Here is an 18,684-nt window from a genome sequence, read left to right as displayed (position 1 = left end):
TGGGATCGGATGCGGCTGCGGCGGGCATTGGCCGACCGGCATGGATCCTCGGGTCAAGCCCGTGTTTTTACCGAAGCCGACAAACGGCATGAAGCGGCATCGGGCGTGGGCTTGTAGCCGGGTCTTCCGGTGCGGTCGATCCAGTCGAGGATGGTGCCAAGCTCGCCTTGCAGGGTGATGCTGTAGCTGCCGCGGGTCTCGCTGGGGGTGACGACGACGCGGTCGATGATTTCGCGCAGCGCGTCGGCCGCCTCGACGGCGTCGTCGGGATGACTGAGCGCGGCGGTCAGGCGCTCGATCCGGCGCCGATAGGTTTCGGCGATGCCGGGGTGGATGTCGAGCGTGTCCTGCGGCGCGTCCGACAGGCGGGCGGTGAGGCTGTCCTGCTTCGTCTCCAATTCGGTCAGGCGCGCGGACAGGGTGCGATGCCAGCCGCCTTGCTCGATGACGCGCACGATCTCGGCCATGGCCTTGATCGTCTCGGCCAGCTCGCAGCGGGTGGCGTCCTCGGTTTGGCGGCGCTCACGGTTGAGCCGGTTGGTTTCCTCGGCGTAGGCGCGCATGGCTTCCGCCGCCATGTCCGGGGTCATCATGCGCTTGCGCAGGCCGGCCAGCACGCGGGCTTCCAGCGCCGTGCGGGCGATGGTGCGGGCATTGTCGCAGCCATTGCCGAGCACATGGTTTGTACAGGCGAAGCGGTCCTGCCCGCGCCGCGCGTAGGTGCCGCCGCAACAGCCGCACAACACGAGACCGGACAGCAGGGTGCGCGGCCGATGGGTGGCGTTGAGGCCGCCGTTCTTCGCCATCATCGTCCGCGTGGCGGCGCGCGAACTGTCGATCTGTTTTTGGTAGAGCGCGGTCAACGCGTCCTGCCGCGCCTTGGCGGCGTCCCAAAGCTCCTGCGGCACGATGCGCAGCGCGGGCGCCTTCGAGCGTATCCATTCGCTTTCAGGATTGAGCCGATAGGCAAAGCGGCCGGTGTCGGGGTTCTTCAGCTTCTTCTGCCGGTTCCAGCGGATGACGCCGATGTAAAGCTCGCAATTGAGGATGCCGGAGCCGACGATGCGATTGCCCCGGATGGTGGCGTCGTTCCAGCGCTTGCCGGTCGGGCTGGCGATGCCGTCGCGGTTGAGGTCGGCGGCGATGCGCTGCGGTCCCTTGCCGGCGACGTACTCGCGGAAGATGCGCCGCACGATCTCGGCCTGTGCCGCGATGATCTCGCGCTCGCCCCGGATCGGCGCGCCGCGTGCGTCGAGCTGGTGGACGACACGATAGCCATAGGCGTTGCCGCCGCCGATCTTGCCGGCCTCGACGCGGCCCCGGATGCCGCGATGGGTCTTGAGGGCAAGGTCTTTCAGGAACAGCGCGTTCATGGTGCCTTTGAGGCCGACATGAAGCTCGTTGATCTCGCCCTCGGACAAGGTGACGATGGAGACGCCCGCGAAGCGCAGGCGCTTGAAGACGCCCGCCACGTCTTCCTGATCGCGGCTGATGCGGTCGAGCGCCTCGGACAGCACCAAGTCGAAGCGGCCGGCCTGCGCATCGGTCAGCAGCGACTGGATACCGGAGCGGATGAGCGACGCGCCGGAGATGGCGCGGTCGGAATAGGTTTCCGCGACGGTCCAGCCCTCGCGGGCGGCGCGTTCGCGGCATTGGCGCAACTGGTCCTCGATGGACGCGTCACGTTGGTTGTCGGAAGAATAACGGGCATAGAGCGCAACGCGCGTCATCGGGGCGATCCTTTCACTCCTGGTCGGCCCCGTCCTCCGTGCTTTCGGAAAGATCGGGCCTGTTGTCGTTGGCGGCGCTGAATCGCTCGAAATCCTCACGCGCCATGCGGCGGCCAATGATGCGGGCCAGCGTCAGCGCCGCCCGGTCGATCTTGAGCCAGGTCTCCGCGTTCGGCTTCCCGGCGTCCGGCTCGCCAAGCGGGCCGCTATTGTCGTTGGCCGGCCTGAACCGTTCCGGCCCTGCATCGGTGTCGTCCGCCATGCTGCTTCCTGGCTTGCGTTCGGGGCAAACAGGCATGAAGCGGCACGGAGTTCAGGCTGGGAAGACATATATCCTCATCGGGCGGCATTGGCGTAGCTGCGGCGGCACAAAGGCCGGGTTGTTCACGGCAAGTGGCCTGACCAAGCCGCTTGCAAAGCCTTCTGGTCGATCACCAGACGCTGAACGCGGTTCGCTCGTTCCGGCTGGCGCGACCTCTGTTGCCAATGGCGCAGCGTGGTCACCGAAAAGCCGAACCTGCCCGCAACTGAGCGCATGGCATTCTCCTCCTGAATGCGTCCACCAGCAGCGCCCGCGCGTCATCGCGCATGAGCCTGCGGGTCGCCGCCATGTCCCAAATAGATTGGGAAGCAGGCCCCCGTCCTGCTTCCCGGAGCCGCGCGAGCGGTGGGTTGGAAGGGGAAAACAGGCTTCGCGGGGACCCGCCTGCACGGAACGGCGCGTGAGCGCCGTGGAGGAAGGTGGGCGGAAGCCTGTTTGGGGAAGAGAAGGGCGAAGCCCTCGGTCCCCTCTACAAATCGGAAAGTCGCGCGAATGCGCGTCACGTCCCGGCTGAAAGCCGGTTGCACGAAGGATCGTCGCGCCTTACGTGCGGAAAACCCGAAAACATCATTACGGTCCACACCACCTACTTCTGCGGCAGCGTGACAGCCATACCCACTTCCGAGGGGCTGGTTCTGATTGACACCGCCAAGCCGGAAACCGCCAGGCAGACCCTCGATGTCGTGCGCTCTTGGGACAACAGCCCGATCCACACCGTTATCTTCACCCACGGTCATATCGACCACACGAGCGGCATCACCGTCATTGACGAGGAGGCCAATGCGCGAGGGGTTGCTCGCCCACGCATCATCGCGCACCGCAACGTGAAACGGCGGATGGATCGGTACGAGGCATCGCGCGGCTTCAACAGCATCGTGCAGGGCCAGCAGTTCAATATGCCCGGCTACGTCTACCCAATCGGCCAGCGGCGCCCTGATGAGGTCTACGACGACACCTTGGCCCTCTCCATCGGTGGAGAGCGGATCGATCTCTTCCATGGTCGCGGAGAAACGGACGACGCCACCTTCGTTTGGCTACCTGAACGGCGCGTTCTGGCAAGTGGTGATTTCGTGATCTGGGTATTCCCCAACGCCGGCAATCCGCGCAAGGTACAGCGCTACGCGGCGGAATGGGCTATCGCGCTGCGGCAGATGGAGCAACTCAAGCCGCAATCCTTATTCCCGGCCATGGTCCGGTCGTTTTTGGTGAGGAGCGAGCAACGCAGATGTTGCGGGATGGCGCCGAAGCGCTTGAGCATCTGGTGCGCGAGACGCTCGCGCTGATGAACAAGGGCGCCACGCTCGACGATGTTCTGCGATCGGTGAAGGTGCCGGCCGAAGTTCTCGCAAAGGCCTACCTGCTCCCGAAATATGATGACCCGGAATTCCTGGTCCGGAGCATCTATCATTTTTACGCCGGCTGGTTTGATGGCAACCCGGTGCATCTCAAGCCTGCCCCGGCAACCGATCTCGCTTTGGAACTCGCCGGTCTCGTAGGCGGCGCAAGAAAGCTGGCCGAACGAGCAGCCGCCTTGTCCGAGGCCGGGCAATCTCGCCTTGCTGTTCAGCTCGTCGAGTTCGCGAGTGCGGCGGCCCCGGACGACCCGGGCATTCAAGTCGCGCGTGCCGCAGTTCTCCGAACGTGCATCGACTGCGAGAGCTCACTGATGGGCAAGGCTTTCCTCGCCGTCTACGAACGCGAGGCGGAGCAGCGAGCCAAGCGCTAAGCGTCGCCTTCCCGCCCCTGAGCGGCTGTTCGCTCTCTGCTAGACGGGATCTGCAATAAGCCGATTTCGTTCTCTAATGGGTCAAAGGCGGCGGCTCGGTTATGAGCGTTGTCGATGCTTTCGGGTGCCTGCGTTCTCTACGTGCTCAGGTGGCACTTGATGGGGTAAGCTGGGTATGGCGCGGCTTGGTTGAAAGCGCAGTCGGCCGATCTAGTTGGCCGCGTGCTACAGAATCGGCGCCGTCATCCATTCCCTCCCTGGGCGTTGCTCCGCTCGCGAGCTCGTTTCGGTCTCCTATCTGGGCGATCGTCGGCTATGCGGCCTTGAATTCGGTGCCGTGTCGCAGCATCGCATGCATGATGATGGCCAGCCGCCGTGCGAGAGCAACCCGCGCCTTTCGCATCGTCGACCGCAGCTTCAGTGACCCCTTGTAGCGCGTCAGCATGACGTTCGCGGCCTCGTAGAGCAGAGTTCGCATCCGCCGGTCTCCGCATTTTGAGATGCTGCCGGTATAATCGACCTCGCCCGATTGATAGCGACGCGGCACAAGGCCGAGATAGGCGCCGGTCGCGAGACCGGCGGAAGCGTTCGGGTTCATCAACGGCGGCTGTGAAGGCGAGCGCGGTGAGCTGGCCAACGCCGGGAATAGTCATTAGTCGGCGGCAGGCGCCGGAGACCTTGGCCATCCGTTTCATGTCGGCGTCGATCGCCGCGACAGCCGACAACACAGCGGTTCGGGCTGCGATGAGGCCTTCCATCGCTGCCGACAGGCCATTGATCCCCTCACTGGCCCGCAGCGCCTGTTTGATGAAGGCGGGACTCAAGGCCCGCGGCAGGCGGACACCGAACACCACGGCGAGACCACGAATCTGGTACTCTAGCATGACCCGCTGACCGACCAGCTTCTTGCGGGCAATGATCAGCGCGCGAACGGCATGCGCCGGGAGCGACTTCACGTGCACGGGCTTGAAGAATCCGGTGCGCGCCAGGTGCGCCAAACCACAGGCATCGTTGCGATCGGTCTTGTGGGTCGCAAGCGACTTCAGCGCCTAGTACGCCTGCCGGCTTTCGATGCAGACGATCGGCAGACCGAAGGCCGCTAGCCCATGGTAGAGCATCGGCGCCATCCGACCGGTCTCGAACACGATGCGCCGGCAAGCGGGCGCTCTTGCCAGCAAGGCTGCGATCGCCTCGGGCGTCGATGCCGCCTTCTCCTCCTGAACGACTGTTCCCTCGCGGTCGACAACGCAGACGTGCGTCTCTTCCATCGAGATGTCCAAGCCCGCAAAATATTCCATGGTCAGTCTCCTCTCTCAATGATGGAGCCGATCTTAGCGGTCTCCGAGAAGAACTGCCGCCCATTACCCCATGTTGAAAAACTCGACGGTGAGATCGTTCACAGCGCTGGGGCCGCCGAGGCGTCCTACAATTTTGCCGAATGTGCGATCGCTCGATGCGGCGCGCGGGCGTTCGACGCGCTCCTCACAGGGCTGCTGCCGCGGCCAAGCGGCACTGCGGCCTGAGCTTTGCCAGTCTCCTGAGGTTTTGGGCGGTGGCTGCGCCTTGGTGCCCAGACGATCTTCCTTCTCAATATCGACAAGTCGCCCGTTGGCACTCGGCCAAGCGCGATACTGTACTCCGATTTGAAAGGAAACCTCATGGCCACCGGAACAGTAAAGTTTTTCAACTCAACCAAGGGCTTCGGCTTTATCGAGCAAGGCAACGGACAACCCGACGTTTTTGTTCACATTTCCGCTGTCGAGCGTGCTGGAATGAGGACCCTCGTGGAAGGTCAAAAGCTCACTTTCGACGTCGTTGCGGATCCGCGCAAAGGCAAGAGTTCGGCCGAGAACCTGCAGAGCGCATGAATACCGCTTCCGGTCTTTGACCGGGAATTTGTTGGCCGTCGGGCCACCAGCAGAAGGTCGGGTAGCCCCCGGCCTTTTTCGTTTCAAGGATGACCGCGATGAAAGTTTCCAGACGGGCTAAGCGGGACAAGACCGAGACAACGACCAGGATAGCCCGTGAGATCGTCGACGCTGAGGTTGAAAAGCGCGAAGCGAAGACATTGCGCCTTCGACTGGCCCGCATGGCAATGAAGGCCGCAGATCCCGCCAAGGGATCGAGGAAGAAGTAGTGCGGTGCCCCGTCGAAGGGTGGGAAGCCCAGTGCCACAAGTCCCCGATTTGAAATGCAGGAATGAAGCCCGCCGCCTCGGGTGAGACGACGGGCTCATGAGTAAATGTACGCCCGCGAGGGGATCAGGAGCGCAGATGCTCAACGCGGCAACTGTGTCGTTGTCCCCGTCTAGGCGAAAAAGCCCGTCGGCAGGAAGAACGGCGGCGGGCAAGGGAGACGGCGGCGTGATGGGTCGCCGCCGATCATGGTCACCGAACAATATGGCGCGCCCTCGCCGGGGTTCCATAGTCATCCGGAAATTGTGAGCCTGCGAAAGCTCTGGACGCGTCGCGTCGATGGGAGCATTTTACCCAGCAGGGCATCGTGGCCCTCGGGGGACAATAACAAAACAGCCCGGGAGGAAAGATGTGCCAACAAGTCATCAGTATTTGTCCTCGTCCGACCTCGCAAAGATCAAGCGCGTTCTCGCCGACGCCCGCCTGTCAACACACACCGACGAAGCTGCGCGCTTTCTAATGCGCAAATACCAGGAGGATGTGACGGAGGAGACCTCTTTGGCCGAGGAACTCGCCCGCTATGTCGAACAGCGCAGTGGCTGGCGGCACATGCTTGGCGGCGATCTGTGACAAGAGCCAACGGCGCGCGCCCGAGAGATGAGCACACCGCCCCCGGTTCAGTGAGTGAACTGGGAGCGGACAGAGGCTCGGTGATTTCCTGGGAGGAGCGATCACCGGGCCTCGCTCGACGAAGAAAAGTGCCCGCCCTGGGACCAAGGCGGGCAGGGTTTCCATTGGCGAAGATGGTCCGTCTCTCCCAGACCATGGATCCAATCTAGGCGATATCGTGGTGATGGACAATTTGCCTGCCCACAAGATCGCCGGCGTTCGCGACGCGATCGAGACGGCGGGCGCAACGCTCCTGTTCCTGCCGCCCTACAGCCCAGACTTCAACCCTATCGAAAACGCCTTCTCAAAACTCAAGGCGCTGCTGCGCGCAAAGGCTGAAAGGACGATCGCCGCTCTGTGGGATGCCGTCGGCGCGGCTCTCCACCTGTTCAGCCCAGCCGAATGCGCAAACTACTTTAGAGCCGCTGGATATGAACCCGATTAAACAGGACGTGCTCGACAGAGTTGGAACCAACACCTGCTCGACATAGGCGAGGAACACGTTGCCGTTCATGGCGCCGTCGTAGACGAACGGCGCCGTCATGCCCGTCAGCCGCAGCGCGCCGGTGAAGGTCGTGGTCTTCCAATGGCCGTGCGGCACGCCGGCCCGGCAGCGCTCGCCGCGTGGCGCCCGTCCTCGCAGGCGGGCCATCTTGGTCGACAGCCCGGTCTCGTCGATGAAGACGAGCTTGGCCGGATCGAGATCGGGCTGGCCGTCGAACCAGGCACGTCTGCGCTTCAGGATGTCGGGGCGGTCCTGCTCCAGTGCGTGCGCGGACTTTTTTTGAACGTCCAGCCGTGGCTGCGCAGCCAGGCGCTCAGGGCGCTGCGGCTGATCCGCACCGACTGCTCGGCCGCCAGCCGTTCCACCATCTCGTTCAACGTGATGTCTTTTCGCTTCTCGATCAGCCCGACGATGAAGGCTTCATGCGCATCGAGGCTGGAGGCGTGGCGACGGCCCTGCGGGCGTGGCGCCAACTCGCCGATCTTCGCCCGCGCAATCCAGCGGATCGCGCTCGACACGCCCACTCCAAACCGCGCCGCCGCTTGCCGCGCCGACATGCCATCGTCCACGGCCTTCAAGACCCGCGACCGAAGATCCCCGCTCAGTGCCTTTCCCATCGTCCACCTCCATCAAGGGGGACGTTGAATCAGCCCAACAGGCCGTTGTCACATCACAATCGATTCATAAATCACAGGACGCGCTCTAGCTCCGACGGAATTGCCGGTCAGGTCGGGGAAAACGGCCCCGTGAAACGGGAAAAGCCCGTCCCGGAGACCGAGACGGGCCGTTCAGGTGGGCGAAAGTGGCTCATCTTTCGCGAGGGACAGTTTAGCTCTAGCTGAACGGCCAGTCATGTCGGGGGAAACGATATGAACCTGAGCCTGGGAATCGCCTACAAGTTCTGATCTGCGTCTACCCTTGTGATTTTAGCCCGGCGAAAACTGGGGTTTTTTCCTTGGGGTGAACGCAAAAAGAAGCTCGCCGCCTCGGTTGAGACGACGGGCCAGTGCTTGGCGGAAAAATGGCCCGAACCGCTAGGAGCGGTCGACCTAACTGGACGCGCTTAATATCCCCAACGATATGCTGGATAGCAGGGGCCGTAATAGGGGTTGCAGTAAGGGCGCGATTACCGGCCGAACCCAAAGAAGCCGTCACCTACGCCGCGGACGAGCTGTAGGGTCCTAGAACGACAGGCTCGACGTGACGATGGAGCCGCGCTCGTGGCGCTGGCTGAAGGTTTTGAACAGCAATTCGGCGCCGGTTTGGGAGAGCGGCACATAGCCGAGTTCATCTACGGTCAGCGTGCGAGCCATTTCCTGCGCCAGAACTGAGTTATCATGGCGCCTCGTGCGGCGACGGTCTTTGATGCTTGAGCCCTGACATGAAACAGCGCGACTTCATCACACTCCTTGGCGGCCCGGCCGCGTCATACAGTGCACGGCCCCAGTGGGTTCTCCTGATCTGGTATCAACCGGCTTTGTGCAAAAGAGCCCGCCGCCTCGAAGTGGTGACGGGCGCTCTCTGGCGTCGAAGGAGAAGGAGTAGGACCCCAGAACCGTAGCAGGAACGCAGATCAAACTCATAATGACCTTTGATGTTCCATTGGCCAAGAAAGAAAATCCGTCGTCCCGGATGAGACGACGGGTAGGTGCGATGCGCAACGCTTGGGAGTCAAAGCGTACAGCATTCGACGCAGTGTCAGAACTATTGTTCCTGCCTGACCGTCGGTAGAAACGACGAAAGAAAAATGCCCGCCCCGGAGACCGAGGCGGGCTGTTTTCGGCCAGTCCTGATAGGCGCACGCAGATAGGATAGTGGCCGAGTGTGCCGAGTTGCGTTATTCGCCGTAGCCTTCCTCTGCCATCCAATCTCTGGCCTCGTGCACGGTAGCCATCGTCACGAAGCGCAGCCGCGCCTTTTGCTTGTCGTCGAGGGTCTTATAGAGCGGCTCCCAGGCGTCGGCGTATTGCTTCAGATGGGCGGCCCGCTGCGCCATGTTGGTGGCGCGGTTGCGCAGGATATCGAAGAAATCGGGCTGATCGCTTTGCATCTTTTGCATGTTTTCGATGCGTTCACGCCGGGCTTCGGCCCGCGCCCTTATGGCCGTCTCCACTGCCGGCCACAACTTCTGCTGCTCCGGCGTCAGTTGTAACGCCGCCTTCACCAGGTCGACCCGCACATTGGTTAATTCCTTCCAGTCGTTTGAAGCTCCCTGCGTATCCGTGGGAGCAGCGGTTTGCGCATAGGCTAACGTGGACGAACTGATAAGAAGGGCCATAACCCCTACAATTGCTGTTCTAAGCATCGTGATCTCCATTTTGCTAAGCAATGCAGGCAGCGCTCAACGCTTGGTTGGGTCACCTGTTCCGGGGCGGCGCCAAATTTTCGCCCTGCCCGAGGCTGCCCGTGGAAAATCCAATCAGAACGCTTAAGCAAACGGCGCCGCGAGCGGCGCCGCCTCTGTTCCGTTGAACCGTCAAGCCCCTACATCAGAATGGCGAAACGCACTGAACACGCGGTCCATTGAAGGGCTGGAAGGTGTTGTCGATAGCGGTATAGGTCCGATAGCGGCCGAAGCACCAAGCGACATGCGCAGTCGTCATCACCGGGGTCGTCGCAGCCGGGACCGCCGCAGCCGGGATCGTCGCACCATAAGCGGTGCTGGACGCGCCCCATCCGAATTTGTCGAAGAGCGGCAGGCCAAAGCCGAAGAAGCCACTGCCCCAGTTGTTGTTGTTCCAGTAATTGTTGCCCCAGCCGGTACCGATACCGAACGCGCCACCGCGCCAGTAGTTGCCGCGCCAGCCTACACCACGCCAGCCGAGGGGACGCCAGCCGGTACCGATGCCGTACGCGCCACCGCGCCAGTAGTTGCCGCGCCAGCCGACCCCACGCCAGCCACCGATGCCGTACCGACCGCCGCGCCAGTAGTTGCCGCGCCAGCCGACCCCACGCCAACCACCGATGCCGTACCGACCGCCGCGCCAGTAGGCTCCACGCCAGCCGACACCGCGCCAGCCACCGATGCCGTACCGACCGCCGCGCCAGTAGTTGCCACGCCAGCCGACACCGCGCCAGCCACCGATGCCATACCGGCCGCCACGCCAGTAGTTGCCGCGCCAGCCGACGCCACCGATACCGTACCGGCGGCCGCCACCTATGTAGTGGGCACGATCGCCGCCGTCGCGGATAAGCTGCACCCCAGCACCCAGATCCCCGGGCTTACGCAACAAAACGGCCGACTGCAGGGCACCCTGGTCGCAACTTGCAGCGGTGCAGGTGAGATTCCAAATGGTGCCATCGGTCGTCGGTTGCGCTGGAAGCGTACGCGCTTCGTCGGCCACAGCGACTTTCGGAGCAATGTTTGGAATGAAGGCTGGAGTGGCCATCGCCGACGCTGACAATACCGACAGCGCGCCAATGGTTAGCATCCCCGAACATGCAAGTGTTGAGAGATAGCGTCTCATTGTTCTTCTCCAACGGAAAATCGTCCGCTCGGCCTAGGCCTGCGATGATCGTGGGGAAGATGGGCCTCAACGCGATAACCGTGAGGGCTGGCCCCAAATCGGACGTTCGAAGGGAACGCACCGCGAACGGGATAGTTCCCCCGAACTGGATTTTCCGGAGGCGCATCAATGGGGGCGCCGTCCGCCCCGAAAATCGAGGCGGGCGGCTTCAGGTGAGCGAAATTGGCTCATTCGCAAATGCAGTTTAGCTTTGACAGAACTGTCGGTCATGTCAGGCGAAACAGAGGGCCCAGCACGAGGAAAACCCGCTCCGGAGACCGAGGCAGGCCGCTTGACTGCAGATTTTGGAATGCGGATTAGACTCGGTCTGAATAGGAGATGCGGCCGTGTTAAAGGGGTCGCCTGATCGCGAAGACCAGCGCAAAAAGCAGCGGATGTGGCTCTATTGGACCCTGTTCGCCATCGTGGCCGCATTCGTCCTATGGGCCATTGCCTTTACGGGCAGAGACGACATGTCGGCTCAAGCCTCAACAAGGAATGAGCCAATGACGGTCCAGCCTTTAGGCGCGCATGCCGAAACGTTCGCCGTATAATCCTGCGGACATCACAGGCCCCCACCTCGTTCTTTGTGCCATTTCACCCACCACGGCCCCGGGAGCCCTTCCCAGATATCGCCGTCGTGTCCCGCGTTTACACCCGGTGACGACAGGCGATTGTCTAGATGTTTAGCAAGGAGTAAAATCGTCGCCCGTCGTGATACGGACCCATGGCGCCTGTGATCAGCGCCAAGCGTTTGGGGCGCGGACGCAGCGATGACCGAACAATCGCATAATGCTGCCCGACTCACACCAATCGTCAAACGACAACTGTTGCCCATCGCCGCGTGGCTCCCAGGCTATCAACGTGATTGGTTGGTGCCAGACATCCTTGCTGGGCTGGCTGTCTGGGCCGTGATGGTGCCGGAAAGCATGGCCTATTCGGGTATCGTCGGTGTGCCGCCTATTATGGGCCTCTACACGATCGTGCCGCCTCTCGTCGCCTACGCGATTCTGGGTACCTCGCGCCTGCTTGTCGTCGGCCCAGACACTGCAACCGGGCTGATTTCTGCGCTCACCGTGGGTGCCATCGTCTCTCAGGGAACGGCAGACTACAATTCCCTCACCTCCACCCTCGCCGTATTGATTGGATTCTTCTTCCTCCTCTTTGGCGTCTGTCGCATGGGGTGGATGGCAGCCTTCATCCCAACACCGGTGATGCGCGGCTTTATCGAAGGCCTGGTCTGTGTCACGATCATCGGACAGGTGCCGCACTTGCTTGGTATCGGCGGCGGGTCCGGCAATTTCTTTTCCAAGCTATGGTACTTACTGCAGCATCTGCGAGAGGTGTCATTCGCACCAGCGTTGACCGGTCTGCTGAGCCTCGGTGCGATGCTGTGGCTTCGTCACTCGGCCCCCCGCCTGCCCGCGGCGCTGGTTGTTGCGGCCGTCGCTACGATTGTCGTGGGCCTTTTGGGCGGCGAAGCGACAGGGATCAGCGTGGTTGGTCCCCTCCCGTCTGGCCTTCCCCACTTCACCCTACCCAATTTTGACCCCACTATCCTCTCAGAGCTTGCACCCGGCGCTCTCGCCATCGTGCTGGTTGGCTATGCAGAGGCGCTTGGTGCGGCCAAGGCGGCGGCCGCGCAGGGCGGTGGCGACGTCGATCCGAACCAGGAACTCGTCGCCCATGGCGGTTGCAACGTCTTGAGCGGCTTATTCGGGGGGTTTCTCGTCGTCGGAAGTCTATCCAAGACTTCGGTGGCGATGGCTGCAGGCGCCCATACCCAGATTGCCAACTTGGTTGCTGCCGCCCTCAGCTTTCTCACGCTCGTCCTGCTCACGCCGCTGTTTCGGGACTTGCCACACCCCGCACTTGCCGCGATCGTGATCGCGGCAATGCTCCACCTCTCCAAACCCGACTACCTACGTGCCCTTTACCACCGGAACGGCTGGGAATTCCTAGTCGCCGTAATCGTCATAGCGGCCGAGCTGACCCTTGGCGTGCTGCAGGGCATCGCCCTCGGCGTTGTACTCGCCCTTATCTTGCTCATCTATCGCACCAGCCACCCTCAGGTCGCGGTGCTCGGCCAGATACCGGGCGTCGAAATCTATCGCGACATCAATCTGCATCCGGATTCAATTACCTTTCCGGGCTTGCTGATCTGGAGGCCGGGTGGCGATTTGTTCTTCGCAAGCGTCGGGCGCGCCATTTCCGGCTTGAGAACGAGCCTGGCCGCAAGCGATCCGCCCGCGACACACGTCCTATTCGTCGCCGATTCGGTTGATCTGATTGACACCAGTAGCTGCGATGAGCTGCTGAATTGCATCAAGGATCTGCGGAGCCGAGGCATTACGTTTGCCTTCGCGCGGGTGCGCGATCCGGTACGGGATCGGATGAGGGCGGCCGGCATCGAAGATGTCGTAGGCGCTGAAAACATATTCGACCGGGTGGGAGACGGTGTGCGCGCGTGGCAAAAGGCGGGCTCATCCGGTGGTTCAAATTAAGGTCGATCGAGACGCAGCGCACTCGCCGTTCGGGATGTCATTGCCATGAAAGGCACAGTTGGCGTTATCCAAACCACCACCCCTGAAAGGTTCTGCCCATGACGACATGGCGCGACAGGACGGCGGCGGGCAAGGCGTTGCGCGCCACGATCCCCCGCAAACAGCATGCGCTATGGAACGCAGAAGAGGCACGACCGGATCCCGTCGACCTTCTACAGGACTCGGACGCGGGTCGAATGAGGGAGCTAATAGCGATCCGGTACGGCCGGATGTTGCAGTCACCGTTCGCCTTCTATCGCGGGGCCGCCGGAGTGATGGCCGCCGACTTGGCGCGAACGCCAATCACCGGCCTGAAGGTACAGGCGTGCGGTGATTGTCATCTCGTCAATTTTGGTGGATTTGCGACGCCCGAACGCAACATCATCTTCGATATCAATGACTTCGACGAAACGCTGCCTGCTCCATGGGAGTGGGATGTCAAGCGGCTCGTCGCATCGATCGTACTTGCGGCCAGATCAAATGGATTGACCGACAGTCATGGTCGCGAGTCTGCCGTCAATTGCGCGCGCAAATATCGCCTGCACATGCGTGAATTCTCGAGCATGGACCCGCTCAGAGTTTGGTACACCGAAACCCGTTCCACGGATTTTCTCGACTCGCTGCCCAAGCACGTTCGAAAACATGTCCGGAAGCGGATCGAGCAGACGGCTGCTCATAGTGGTTCGGAGTTCGATTTTCCAAAGCTCGCGGGCTCGGTAGGAGGACAGGTCCGCATTATCGACCAACCGCCACTCATTTTCCATCGGGAAGCCACCCCCGATGCTGTGGCCTCACTCGTCCAGCTTTTCCACCGTTACAAGGAGACCCTATCTGACGACCGACGGATACTGTTCGGTCGGTATCGGCTCGTTGATGTGGCCATCAAGGTAGTCGGTGTCGGCAGCGTTGGTAGAAGGTGTTGGATCGCCCTAATGATGTCAGAAGGCAACGACCCCCTTTTTCTCCAATTCAAGGAAGTAGTTGGATCGGTGCTCGAGGTCTACGCCGGAAAAAGTGCGTACAGTCATCAAGGTCATCGTGTCGTGATGGGCCAGCGCTTGATGCAGCCAACATCGGACATCTTTCTTGGATGGACGACGGCTGCCGACGGCCGACAATACTATGTTCGACAATTGCATGACGCCAAGATCAAGCCGTTGATCGGGGCTTTCGACGCGGAGATGCTGGATGCCTATGCTCAAGCTTGCGGCTGGGTGCTCGCTCGCGCTCATGCAAAGGCTAGTGAGGCATCCGCGACCATCAGCGGATACCTGGGTTCGTCAAGCGACGAATTCGATACGGCCATGGGAAAGTTCGCGGTAGCATACGCGGATCAGACCGAGCGGGACTACGCTGCGCTGAAAGCCTCGGTGCGACAAGGCAAGATTGTTGCCTCCGAGACGTCGCATGTTTGACTGTCGAATGTGATGTTCCATTTGGCATTGAGCAAACGGGCGAATGGCCCCTTTGCCTGACACCGCCTATTCAATACGCCCCCGTCAGGCGGGTTGGCTTGGGCCAAGGTTGACTACGCTTCTATTCGGCTTGATCGCGAACCGCTGCGCCAAGCGCATGCACGCTGACGGCGACAATCAGGCCGGTCAGCACAATTCCAGAAAGGCCGATCAACAAGGCCAGTATCCGCGCTATCGCATGTTTGGGCACGAGGTCTCCATATCCGATGGTAAGTCCCGTGACGAAGGTGAAATACAGGGCTTCACCCATGCGCCAGCCTTCGATGCGTCCGATCACAACTCCCAAGCCCGTCATGATGACGAGGATCCAGGAAAAGATTGGCCATAGGATGCGAACGTTCTGGAATAGCGAACTGAAGAAAAGTCGCCTCATTCGCCTCGAAGGAGACTTCGAACCCGCCATGGAATTCGCCTTTCGATTTGCGAGGCGTGCCCGCGATCTTGCAAATATCTTCACCCATTTCGATAGAAGATGTCGAATTTCGACATGAACATTGCCCCGATCAAATCGGTATCAATGAACCTTGACGCAAGTCAACGCGAAGATCATCCTAACATTTCCTGGATCAATGAGGAGTCCGCTATCGCGGGCAACCGACACCCCATACGGGCCTCGCTGGGAGTTGGCACTGTGCGTCGCTTGGAGTTTGGCGAGGGACAGAGCAATGATCGACAAGATTGGCGATCCGTTTCTGAACAATTTTGCCTTGGGATTGTTGCTGTTCATAGGAGCAATGCTCTTCTACGGCATCATTGCTATCCACGACATCCCGCACAAGATCGCCGAAAAGCGAAACCATCCCCATCAAGACGCAATTCACGCCGCTGGTTGGGTTAGCCTATTCACCCTGCACGTTCTTTGGCCATTCCTTTGGATCTGGGCGATGGCTTATCGTCCAGATCGCGGTTGGGGATTCTCGCAATCGCAGGGAGAGACCGGAGGCCATGAACTAGATTCACTCCGCGCCCGCGTGGAAGCGCTCGAAAAGCGATACGTTCCAGAGCCCAAGGTGGTCAGCATCAATTCAAAATCCAAGGAAAGCTCAGAACCCGAACTCAAGCGCTCACTCAACGTCGCGGAGAAGGAGGAATAATGGAACTTCTGCTAATCCTCCTTTATGCGGCGATCTGCATCGCCATTTTCAAGATATTCCGAATACCAGTCAACGAGTGGACGCTCTCAACCGCCGTTCTAGGTGGCATCGTTGGGTTATTCGCATTGTTGCTGACGATGAATTATAACCATCCATACAGCGCGAACGCGCGCATTTATTACGCGGTTACCCCGATATTGCCATCAGTCTCTGGAAGGGTTGTGGAGGTTCCGGTCGAAACGAACGTGCCCCTCAAGCAAGGAGATGTCCTGTTCAAGATCGATCCGGCACCATATCAATATGCGGTCGACGACAAGAGCGCGCAACTTGTTGACGCAAAGCAAAGCGTAAAGGAACTGAAGGCCGCTCTTGATCATGCCAAAGCAGAAACCAAGCGCACCAAATCCCAAGCCCAGTTGGCGCAGAATAACTACGACCGTCAGGTCGCGCTGTATCATCAAAATGTGATCGCCAAGGCAGCGCTGGACACTTATGAGCGCAATTTGGACAGCGCCAACCAAGGAGTGGTGGCTGCCCAAGCAACGGAGCAAGAGGCTGACCTTGCCTACTCAGCGAATGTGGGCGGGGTTAATACGTCGGTGGCGCGGCTCACCGCAGAACTCGGCGATGCCAAATATAACCTTGAACAGACGACCGTCCGGGCGCCTGGCCCCGGGTTTGTTACGCAGGTCGGCCTTCGGCCAGGAATGTATGTGATGCCTGTGCCGTTGCGTCCCGCGATGACGTTTGTAAATATCGGAGAGAAAAATGCGACGCTGACTGCTGCTTTTCAGGAGAACTACCTGCAACGCATCCATATAGGCGACGACGCCGAGGTGGCCTTTGCCGCTGTACCTGGCCGAGTATTCAAGGCCAAGGTTCGCTCTGTTGTGAATGCAATTCCTGCCGGAGAACTTCTACCGAGTGGCACACTTGCCGATCCGAGCAGCCTGCCAGCCGGAGGTGGCCGCGCGCTCGTTATTTTCGACCTCGTCGAGTCCGTAGCAGATTACCAAATACCACTTGGATCAACTGCTGAGGTTGCCGTCTATACGCAATATGTTCATGATTTGTCCCTGCTAAGGAAGATACTTCTTCGCATCAAAAGTTGGGAAAACTATATCTTCTCTGAAGAGCATGTTGAACGCAGAGAGCACTGAGCTCGGCCGTACCGTCGGCACCCTTGCTCGGGTTCGTGGGGCTGCAAATTCGGCAGTAGAACTCGAAACTGAACGCGCGGAGAAACGCGATGAGATTTTCGCAACCAGCCACGTTCTGGATTGCGGTCTCTGCTGTCGCTTTGGTTGCGCTGGTGTTGTTGCACCAGATCCTCTTGCCGTTCGTCGTCGGCGCAATGCTCGCCTATCTGTTCGTTCCGGCGGTCGACAGTTTGGAGCGATTTGGGATTGGTCGTTCCTTTGCAGCGCTCGCCGTCTTCCTGCCGCTGGTTGCGGGTATTATCGCCTTTGGCTTGGTGATACTCCCGATTATCATTGGCGAACTCAGATTCTTCATAGAGGAGTTTCCCCGCTATATCGCACGGCTCCAGTCGCTCATGACCGATGCAAGCCACCCCTGGCTGCATCGTGTCATAGGTGATGTTCATATCGAGCCATCCTCCGTCAATGTCGCGGGCGCGATGGGCAGCGCTTGGCTCGATGGCTTCCTTCGCTCGGCATGGTCGGGCGGACTGGCCTTGATCCACCTTCTTTCACTGCTCGTCGTCACACCGATCATCGCCATTTATTTGGCAATTGACTGGCAACGAATGATTGCGACCGTCGATGGCTGGTTTCCCCCGGCGCATCGCGACCATGTTCGGGCGCTTGCGCGCGAAATCCACGAGACGGTTGCCGGCTTTGTGCGGGGGCAGGCCGTTATCTGTCTCGTTCTCGCCGTGCTTTACGCAACAGCTCTCAAGATGATCGGCCTCAACCATGCCATTTTGATAGGTATCACTGCGGGCCTCATCAGTTTTGTTCCTTATCTCGGGGCCGCCACCGGCTTCTTCGTGTCCGTGTGCGTTGCGATGACCCAGTTCTGGCCGAACTGGGTACCCGTCGCTGTTGTGGGGGGCATCTTCATCGTCGGAGAAATGCTTGCCGATTATGTACTCTCGCCGCGCATTATCGGTAGTCGCGTCAAACTCAACCCAGTCTGGATGATGTTTGCGCTGTTCGCCTTTGGATGGCTGTTCGGCTTCATCGGTTTGCTGTTGGCGACGCCGGTCGCGGCGGCGTTGGGCGTGATCCTGCGGTTCGCGAAGCCGCAGTCTCTAGCAAGTTCGGGTGACGACGTCGATGACCGCCTGCCCGGCCCTGAATGATGGAGAGGCACTGAACCGGACTGAACCAATGCCGTTGGTGAATGCGCCCCCGACCTCTAGCGTTACGCCAGCAATGCAAGCTTCCAGGAAGTGGCGAAGTCGATGCGAATGGCAGACTTGGGCGCGAAGCCGTCACGCACAGCTTCCACCGCGAGAATCCGCTTCTGGCCGACTGCGTCCATGGCTCGATTTCGGTTTTTTCACCTTTCGAGGGTCGATATGCAGATCTATGTCCCGCGCCGGCGCGACGGCTTTCGGTCGCTCGCGTGGATCGGGCGCGCCATTCCCACGTGCAAATTCATCGTACTTCAACGAGGTTCACCTTTCGGGGAGCAGACCAGCTGCCAGCCGGCGGGGTTGGCGATCCATCGATTGATGTCGGACTCATGCCAGCCGGCGCCGTTGGTGCTGATCTTGAGCTGGGCGGGAAAGGTGCCCTCGGCGATCTTGCGGTAGATGGTGGAGCGGGACAGCCCGGTGCGGGCAAGAACGGTTTTGAGACGGATGATACGGTCCGGTTCGCGCATGGCTAGCCTGCCTCCTGTTGGCTGTTTCTGACAATTGGTGAGACCACTCAGGACAGGCGGTTGCCGACGCGCAAGACGCAAAATCTCGCCGCGCGGCCATAGCGCAGAGACGGCGGCACATGGGAC

The 18,684-nt window shown here is 60.6% G+C and carries 15 protein-coding genes and 4 pseudogenes; 10 read left to right on the top strand and 9 right to left on the bottom strand.

Features of this window, described 5'->3' with window-relative positions:
* Positions 1–53: 53 nt before the first annotated feature.
* Both M2281_RS06955 and M2281_RS06950 read right to left on the bottom strand, forming a co-directional pair.
* Positions 54–1,730: a recombinase family protein gene (locus M2281_RS06955; protein WP_280820334.1), complete on the bottom strand. Its 1,677-nt coding sequence runs from the start codon at positions 1,728–1,730 to the stop codon at positions 54–56.
* Positions 1,731–1,743: 13 nt separating this feature from the next.
* On the bottom strand, positions 1,744–1,992 hold the full coding sequence (locus tag M2281_RS06950) for a hypothetical protein (protein ID WP_280820333.1): 249 nt from the start codon (positions 1,990–1,992) through the stop codon (positions 1,744–1,746).
* A gap of 479 nt (positions 1,993–2,471) precedes the next feature.
* Between M2281_RS06950 and M2281_RS06945 the strand changes: the two genes are divergently transcribed.
* Both M2281_RS06945 and M2281_RS06940 read left to right on the top strand, forming a co-directional pair.
* Positions 2,472–3,335, top strand: a complete 864-nt coding sequence (locus M2281_RS06945; protein ID WP_280820332.1) for an MBL fold metallo-hydrolase — start codon at positions 2,472–2,474, stop codon at positions 3,333–3,335.
* On the top strand, positions 3,335–3,778 hold the full coding sequence (locus tag M2281_RS06940; protein ID WP_280820331.1) for an alkyl sulfatase dimerization domain-containing protein: 444 nt from the start codon (positions 3,335–3,337) through the stop codon (positions 3,776–3,778). Before M2281_RS06945 ends, M2281_RS06940 begins: the two co-directional genes overlap by 1 nt.
* Before the next feature lie 313 nt (positions 3,779–4,091).
* Here M2281_RS06940 and M2281_RS06935 read toward each other — a convergent pair.
* A pseudogene (locus M2281_RS06935) lies at positions 4,092–5,076 on the bottom strand (IS110 family transposase).
* A gap of 360 nt (positions 5,077–5,436) precedes the next feature.
* Between M2281_RS06935 and M2281_RS06930 the strand changes: the two are divergent.
* The 3 genes and pseudogenes from M2281_RS06930 to M2281_RS06920 form a co-directional block, all read left to right on the top strand.
* Positions 5,437–5,646 (top strand): cold-shock protein, encoded by a 210-nt coding sequence (locus tag M2281_RS06930; RefSeq protein WP_280820330.1) that lies wholly within the window; start codon positions 5,437–5,439, stop codon positions 5,644–5,646.
* A gap of 678 nt (positions 5,647–6,324) precedes the next feature.
* Positions 6,325–6,543: a hypothetical protein gene (locus M2281_RS06925; RefSeq protein WP_280820329.1), complete on the top strand. Its 219-nt coding sequence runs from the start codon at positions 6,325–6,327 to the stop codon at positions 6,541–6,543.
* Positions 6,544–6,751: 208 nt separating this feature from the next.
* A pseudogene (locus M2281_RS06920) lies at positions 6,752–7,027 on the top strand (transposase); the annotation flags it as partial.
* Here the strand turns inward: M2281_RS06920 and M2281_RS06915 are convergent.
* From M2281_RS06915 to M2281_RS06900, 4 genes and pseudogenes are all read right to left on the bottom strand, one after another.
* Positions 7,022–7,704 (bottom strand): annotated as a pseudogene (locus M2281_RS06915) (IS630 family transposase); the annotation flags it as partial. The pseudogenes M2281_RS06920 and M2281_RS06915 sit on opposite strands and share 6 nt — an antisense overlap.
* A 564-nt stretch (positions 7,705–8,268) precedes the next feature.
* Positions 8,269–8,400: an ATP-binding protein gene (locus tag M2281_RS06910; protein ID WP_425537680.1), complete on the bottom strand. Its 132-nt coding sequence runs from the start codon at positions 8,398–8,400 to the stop codon at positions 8,269–8,271.
* A 524-nt stretch (positions 8,401–8,924) separates the two neighbouring features.
* A complete protein-coding gene (locus M2281_RS06905) occupies positions 8,925–9,392 on the bottom strand; it encodes a Spy/CpxP family protein refolding chaperone (protein ID WP_280820328.1) in 468 nt (155 codons plus the stop codon).
* Between the two features lie 184 nt (positions 9,393–9,576).
* On the bottom strand, positions 9,577–10,554 hold the full coding sequence (locus M2281_RS06900; protein ID WP_280820327.1) for a BA14K family protein: 978 nt from the start codon (positions 10,552–10,554) through the stop codon (positions 9,577–9,579).
* Between the two features lie 812 nt (positions 10,555–11,366).
* Between M2281_RS06900 and M2281_RS06895 the strand changes: the two genes are divergently transcribed.
* Both M2281_RS06895 and M2281_RS06890 read left to right on the top strand, forming a co-directional pair.
* Complete coding sequence (locus M2281_RS06895) at positions 11,367–13,097, top strand: SulP family inorganic anion transporter (RefSeq protein WP_280820326.1); 1,731 nt, start codon at positions 11,367–11,369, stop codon at positions 13,095–13,097.
* Between the two features lie 98 nt (positions 13,098–13,195).
* Complete coding sequence (locus M2281_RS06890) at positions 13,196–14,551, top strand: DUF2252 domain-containing protein (protein WP_280820325.1); 1,356 nt, start codon at positions 13,196–13,198, stop codon at positions 14,549–14,551.
* Positions 14,552–14,672: 121 nt separating this feature from the next.
* Here the strand turns inward: M2281_RS06890 and M2281_RS06885 are convergent, their stop codons facing one another.
* Entirely contained in the window at positions 14,673–14,984 is a 312-nt protein-coding gene (locus M2281_RS06885; RefSeq protein ID WP_280821143.1) for a potassium channel family protein, read from the bottom strand.
* Between the two features lie 292 nt (positions 14,985–15,276).
* Between M2281_RS06885 and M2281_RS06880 the strand changes: the two are divergent.
* The 3 genes and pseudogenes from M2281_RS06880 to M2281_RS06870 form a co-directional block, all read left to right on the top strand.
* Positions 15,277–15,597, top strand: a pseudogene (locus tag M2281_RS06880) (DUF3302 domain-containing protein); the annotation flags it as partial.
* A 107-nt stretch (positions 15,598–15,704) separates the two neighbouring features.
* Entirely contained in the window at positions 15,705–16,865 is a 1,161-nt protein-coding gene (locus tag M2281_RS06875; protein ID WP_280820323.1) for an HlyD family secretion protein, read from the top strand.
* A gap of 89 nt (positions 16,866–16,954) precedes the next feature.
* Positions 16,955–18,031: an AI-2E family transporter gene (locus M2281_RS06870; protein ID WP_280820322.1), complete on the top strand. Its 1,077-nt coding sequence runs from the start codon at positions 16,955–16,957 to the stop codon at positions 18,029–18,031.
* A 308-nt stretch (positions 18,032–18,339) separates the two neighbouring features.
* Here M2281_RS06870 and M2281_RS06865 read toward each other — a convergent pair whose 3' ends face one another.
* Complete coding sequence (locus tag M2281_RS06865) at positions 18,340–18,558, bottom strand: helix-turn-helix transcriptional regulator (RefSeq protein WP_280820320.1); 219 nt, start codon at positions 18,556–18,558, stop codon at positions 18,340–18,342.
* Positions 18,559–18,684: the final 126 nt, after the last annotated feature.

This window comes from Pseudaminobacter soli (ex Li et al. 2025) (assembly GCF_029892515.1).
Classification (GTDB): Bacteria; Pseudomonadota; Alphaproteobacteria; order Rhizobiales; family Rhizobiaceae; genus Pseudaminobacter; species Pseudaminobacter soli_A.
This window is presented reverse-complemented; position numbering and strand designations above follow the sequence as displayed.

What these genes read in the sequence shown, in the direction of transcription:
- M2281_RS06955 (WP_280820334.1), bottom strand. Translation starts at nt 1,730, where the DNA reads ATGACGCGCGTTGCGCTCTATGCCCGTTATTCTTCCGACAACCAACGT.
- M2281_RS06905 (WP_280820328.1), bottom strand. Translation starts at nt 9,392, where the DNA reads ATGCTTAGAACAGCAATTGTAGGGGTTATGGCCCTTCTTATCAGTTCG.
- M2281_RS06885 (WP_280821143.1), bottom strand. Translation starts at nt 14,984, where the DNA reads ATGAGGCGACTTTTCTTCAGTTCGCTATTCCAGAACGTTCGCATCCTA.
- M2281_RS06910 (WP_425537680.1), bottom strand. Translation starts at nt 8,400, where the DNA reads ATGGCTCGCACGCTGACCGTAGATGAACTCGGCTATGTGCCGCTCTCC.
- M2281_RS06900 (WP_280820327.1), bottom strand. Translation starts at nt 10,554, where the DNA reads ATGAGACGCTATCTCTCAACACTTGCATGTTCGGGGATGCTAACCATT.
- M2281_RS06930 (WP_280820330.1), top strand. Translation starts at nt 5,437, where the DNA reads ATGGCCACCGGAACAGTAAAGTTTTTCAACTCAACCAAGGGCTTCGGC.
- M2281_RS06870 (WP_280820322.1), top strand. Translation starts at nt 16,955, where the DNA reads ATGAGATTTTCGCAACCAGCCACGTTCTGGATTGCGGTCTCTGCTGTC.
- M2281_RS06895 (WP_280820326.1), top strand. Translation starts at nt 11,367, where the DNA reads ATGACCGAACAATCGCATAATGCTGCCCGACTCACACCAATCGTCAAA.
- M2281_RS06940 (WP_280820331.1), top strand. Translation starts at nt 3,335, where the DNA reads ATGAACAAGGGCGCCACGCTCGACGATGTTCTGCGATCGGTGAAGGTG.
- M2281_RS06875 (WP_280820323.1), top strand. Translation starts at nt 15,705, where the DNA reads ATGGAACTTCTGCTAATCCTCCTTTATGCGGCGATCTGCATCGCCATT.
- M2281_RS06865 (WP_280820320.1), bottom strand. Translation starts at nt 18,558, where the DNA reads ATGCGCGAACCGGACCGTATCATCCGTCTCAAAACCGTTCTTGCCCGC.
- M2281_RS06950 (WP_280820333.1), bottom strand. Translation starts at nt 1,992, where the DNA reads ATGGCGGACGACACCGATGCAGGGCCGGAACGGTTCAGGCCGGCCAAC.
- M2281_RS06890 (WP_280820325.1), top strand. Translation starts at nt 13,196, where the DNA reads ATGACGACATGGCGCGACAGGACGGCGGCGGGCAAGGCGTTGCGCGCC.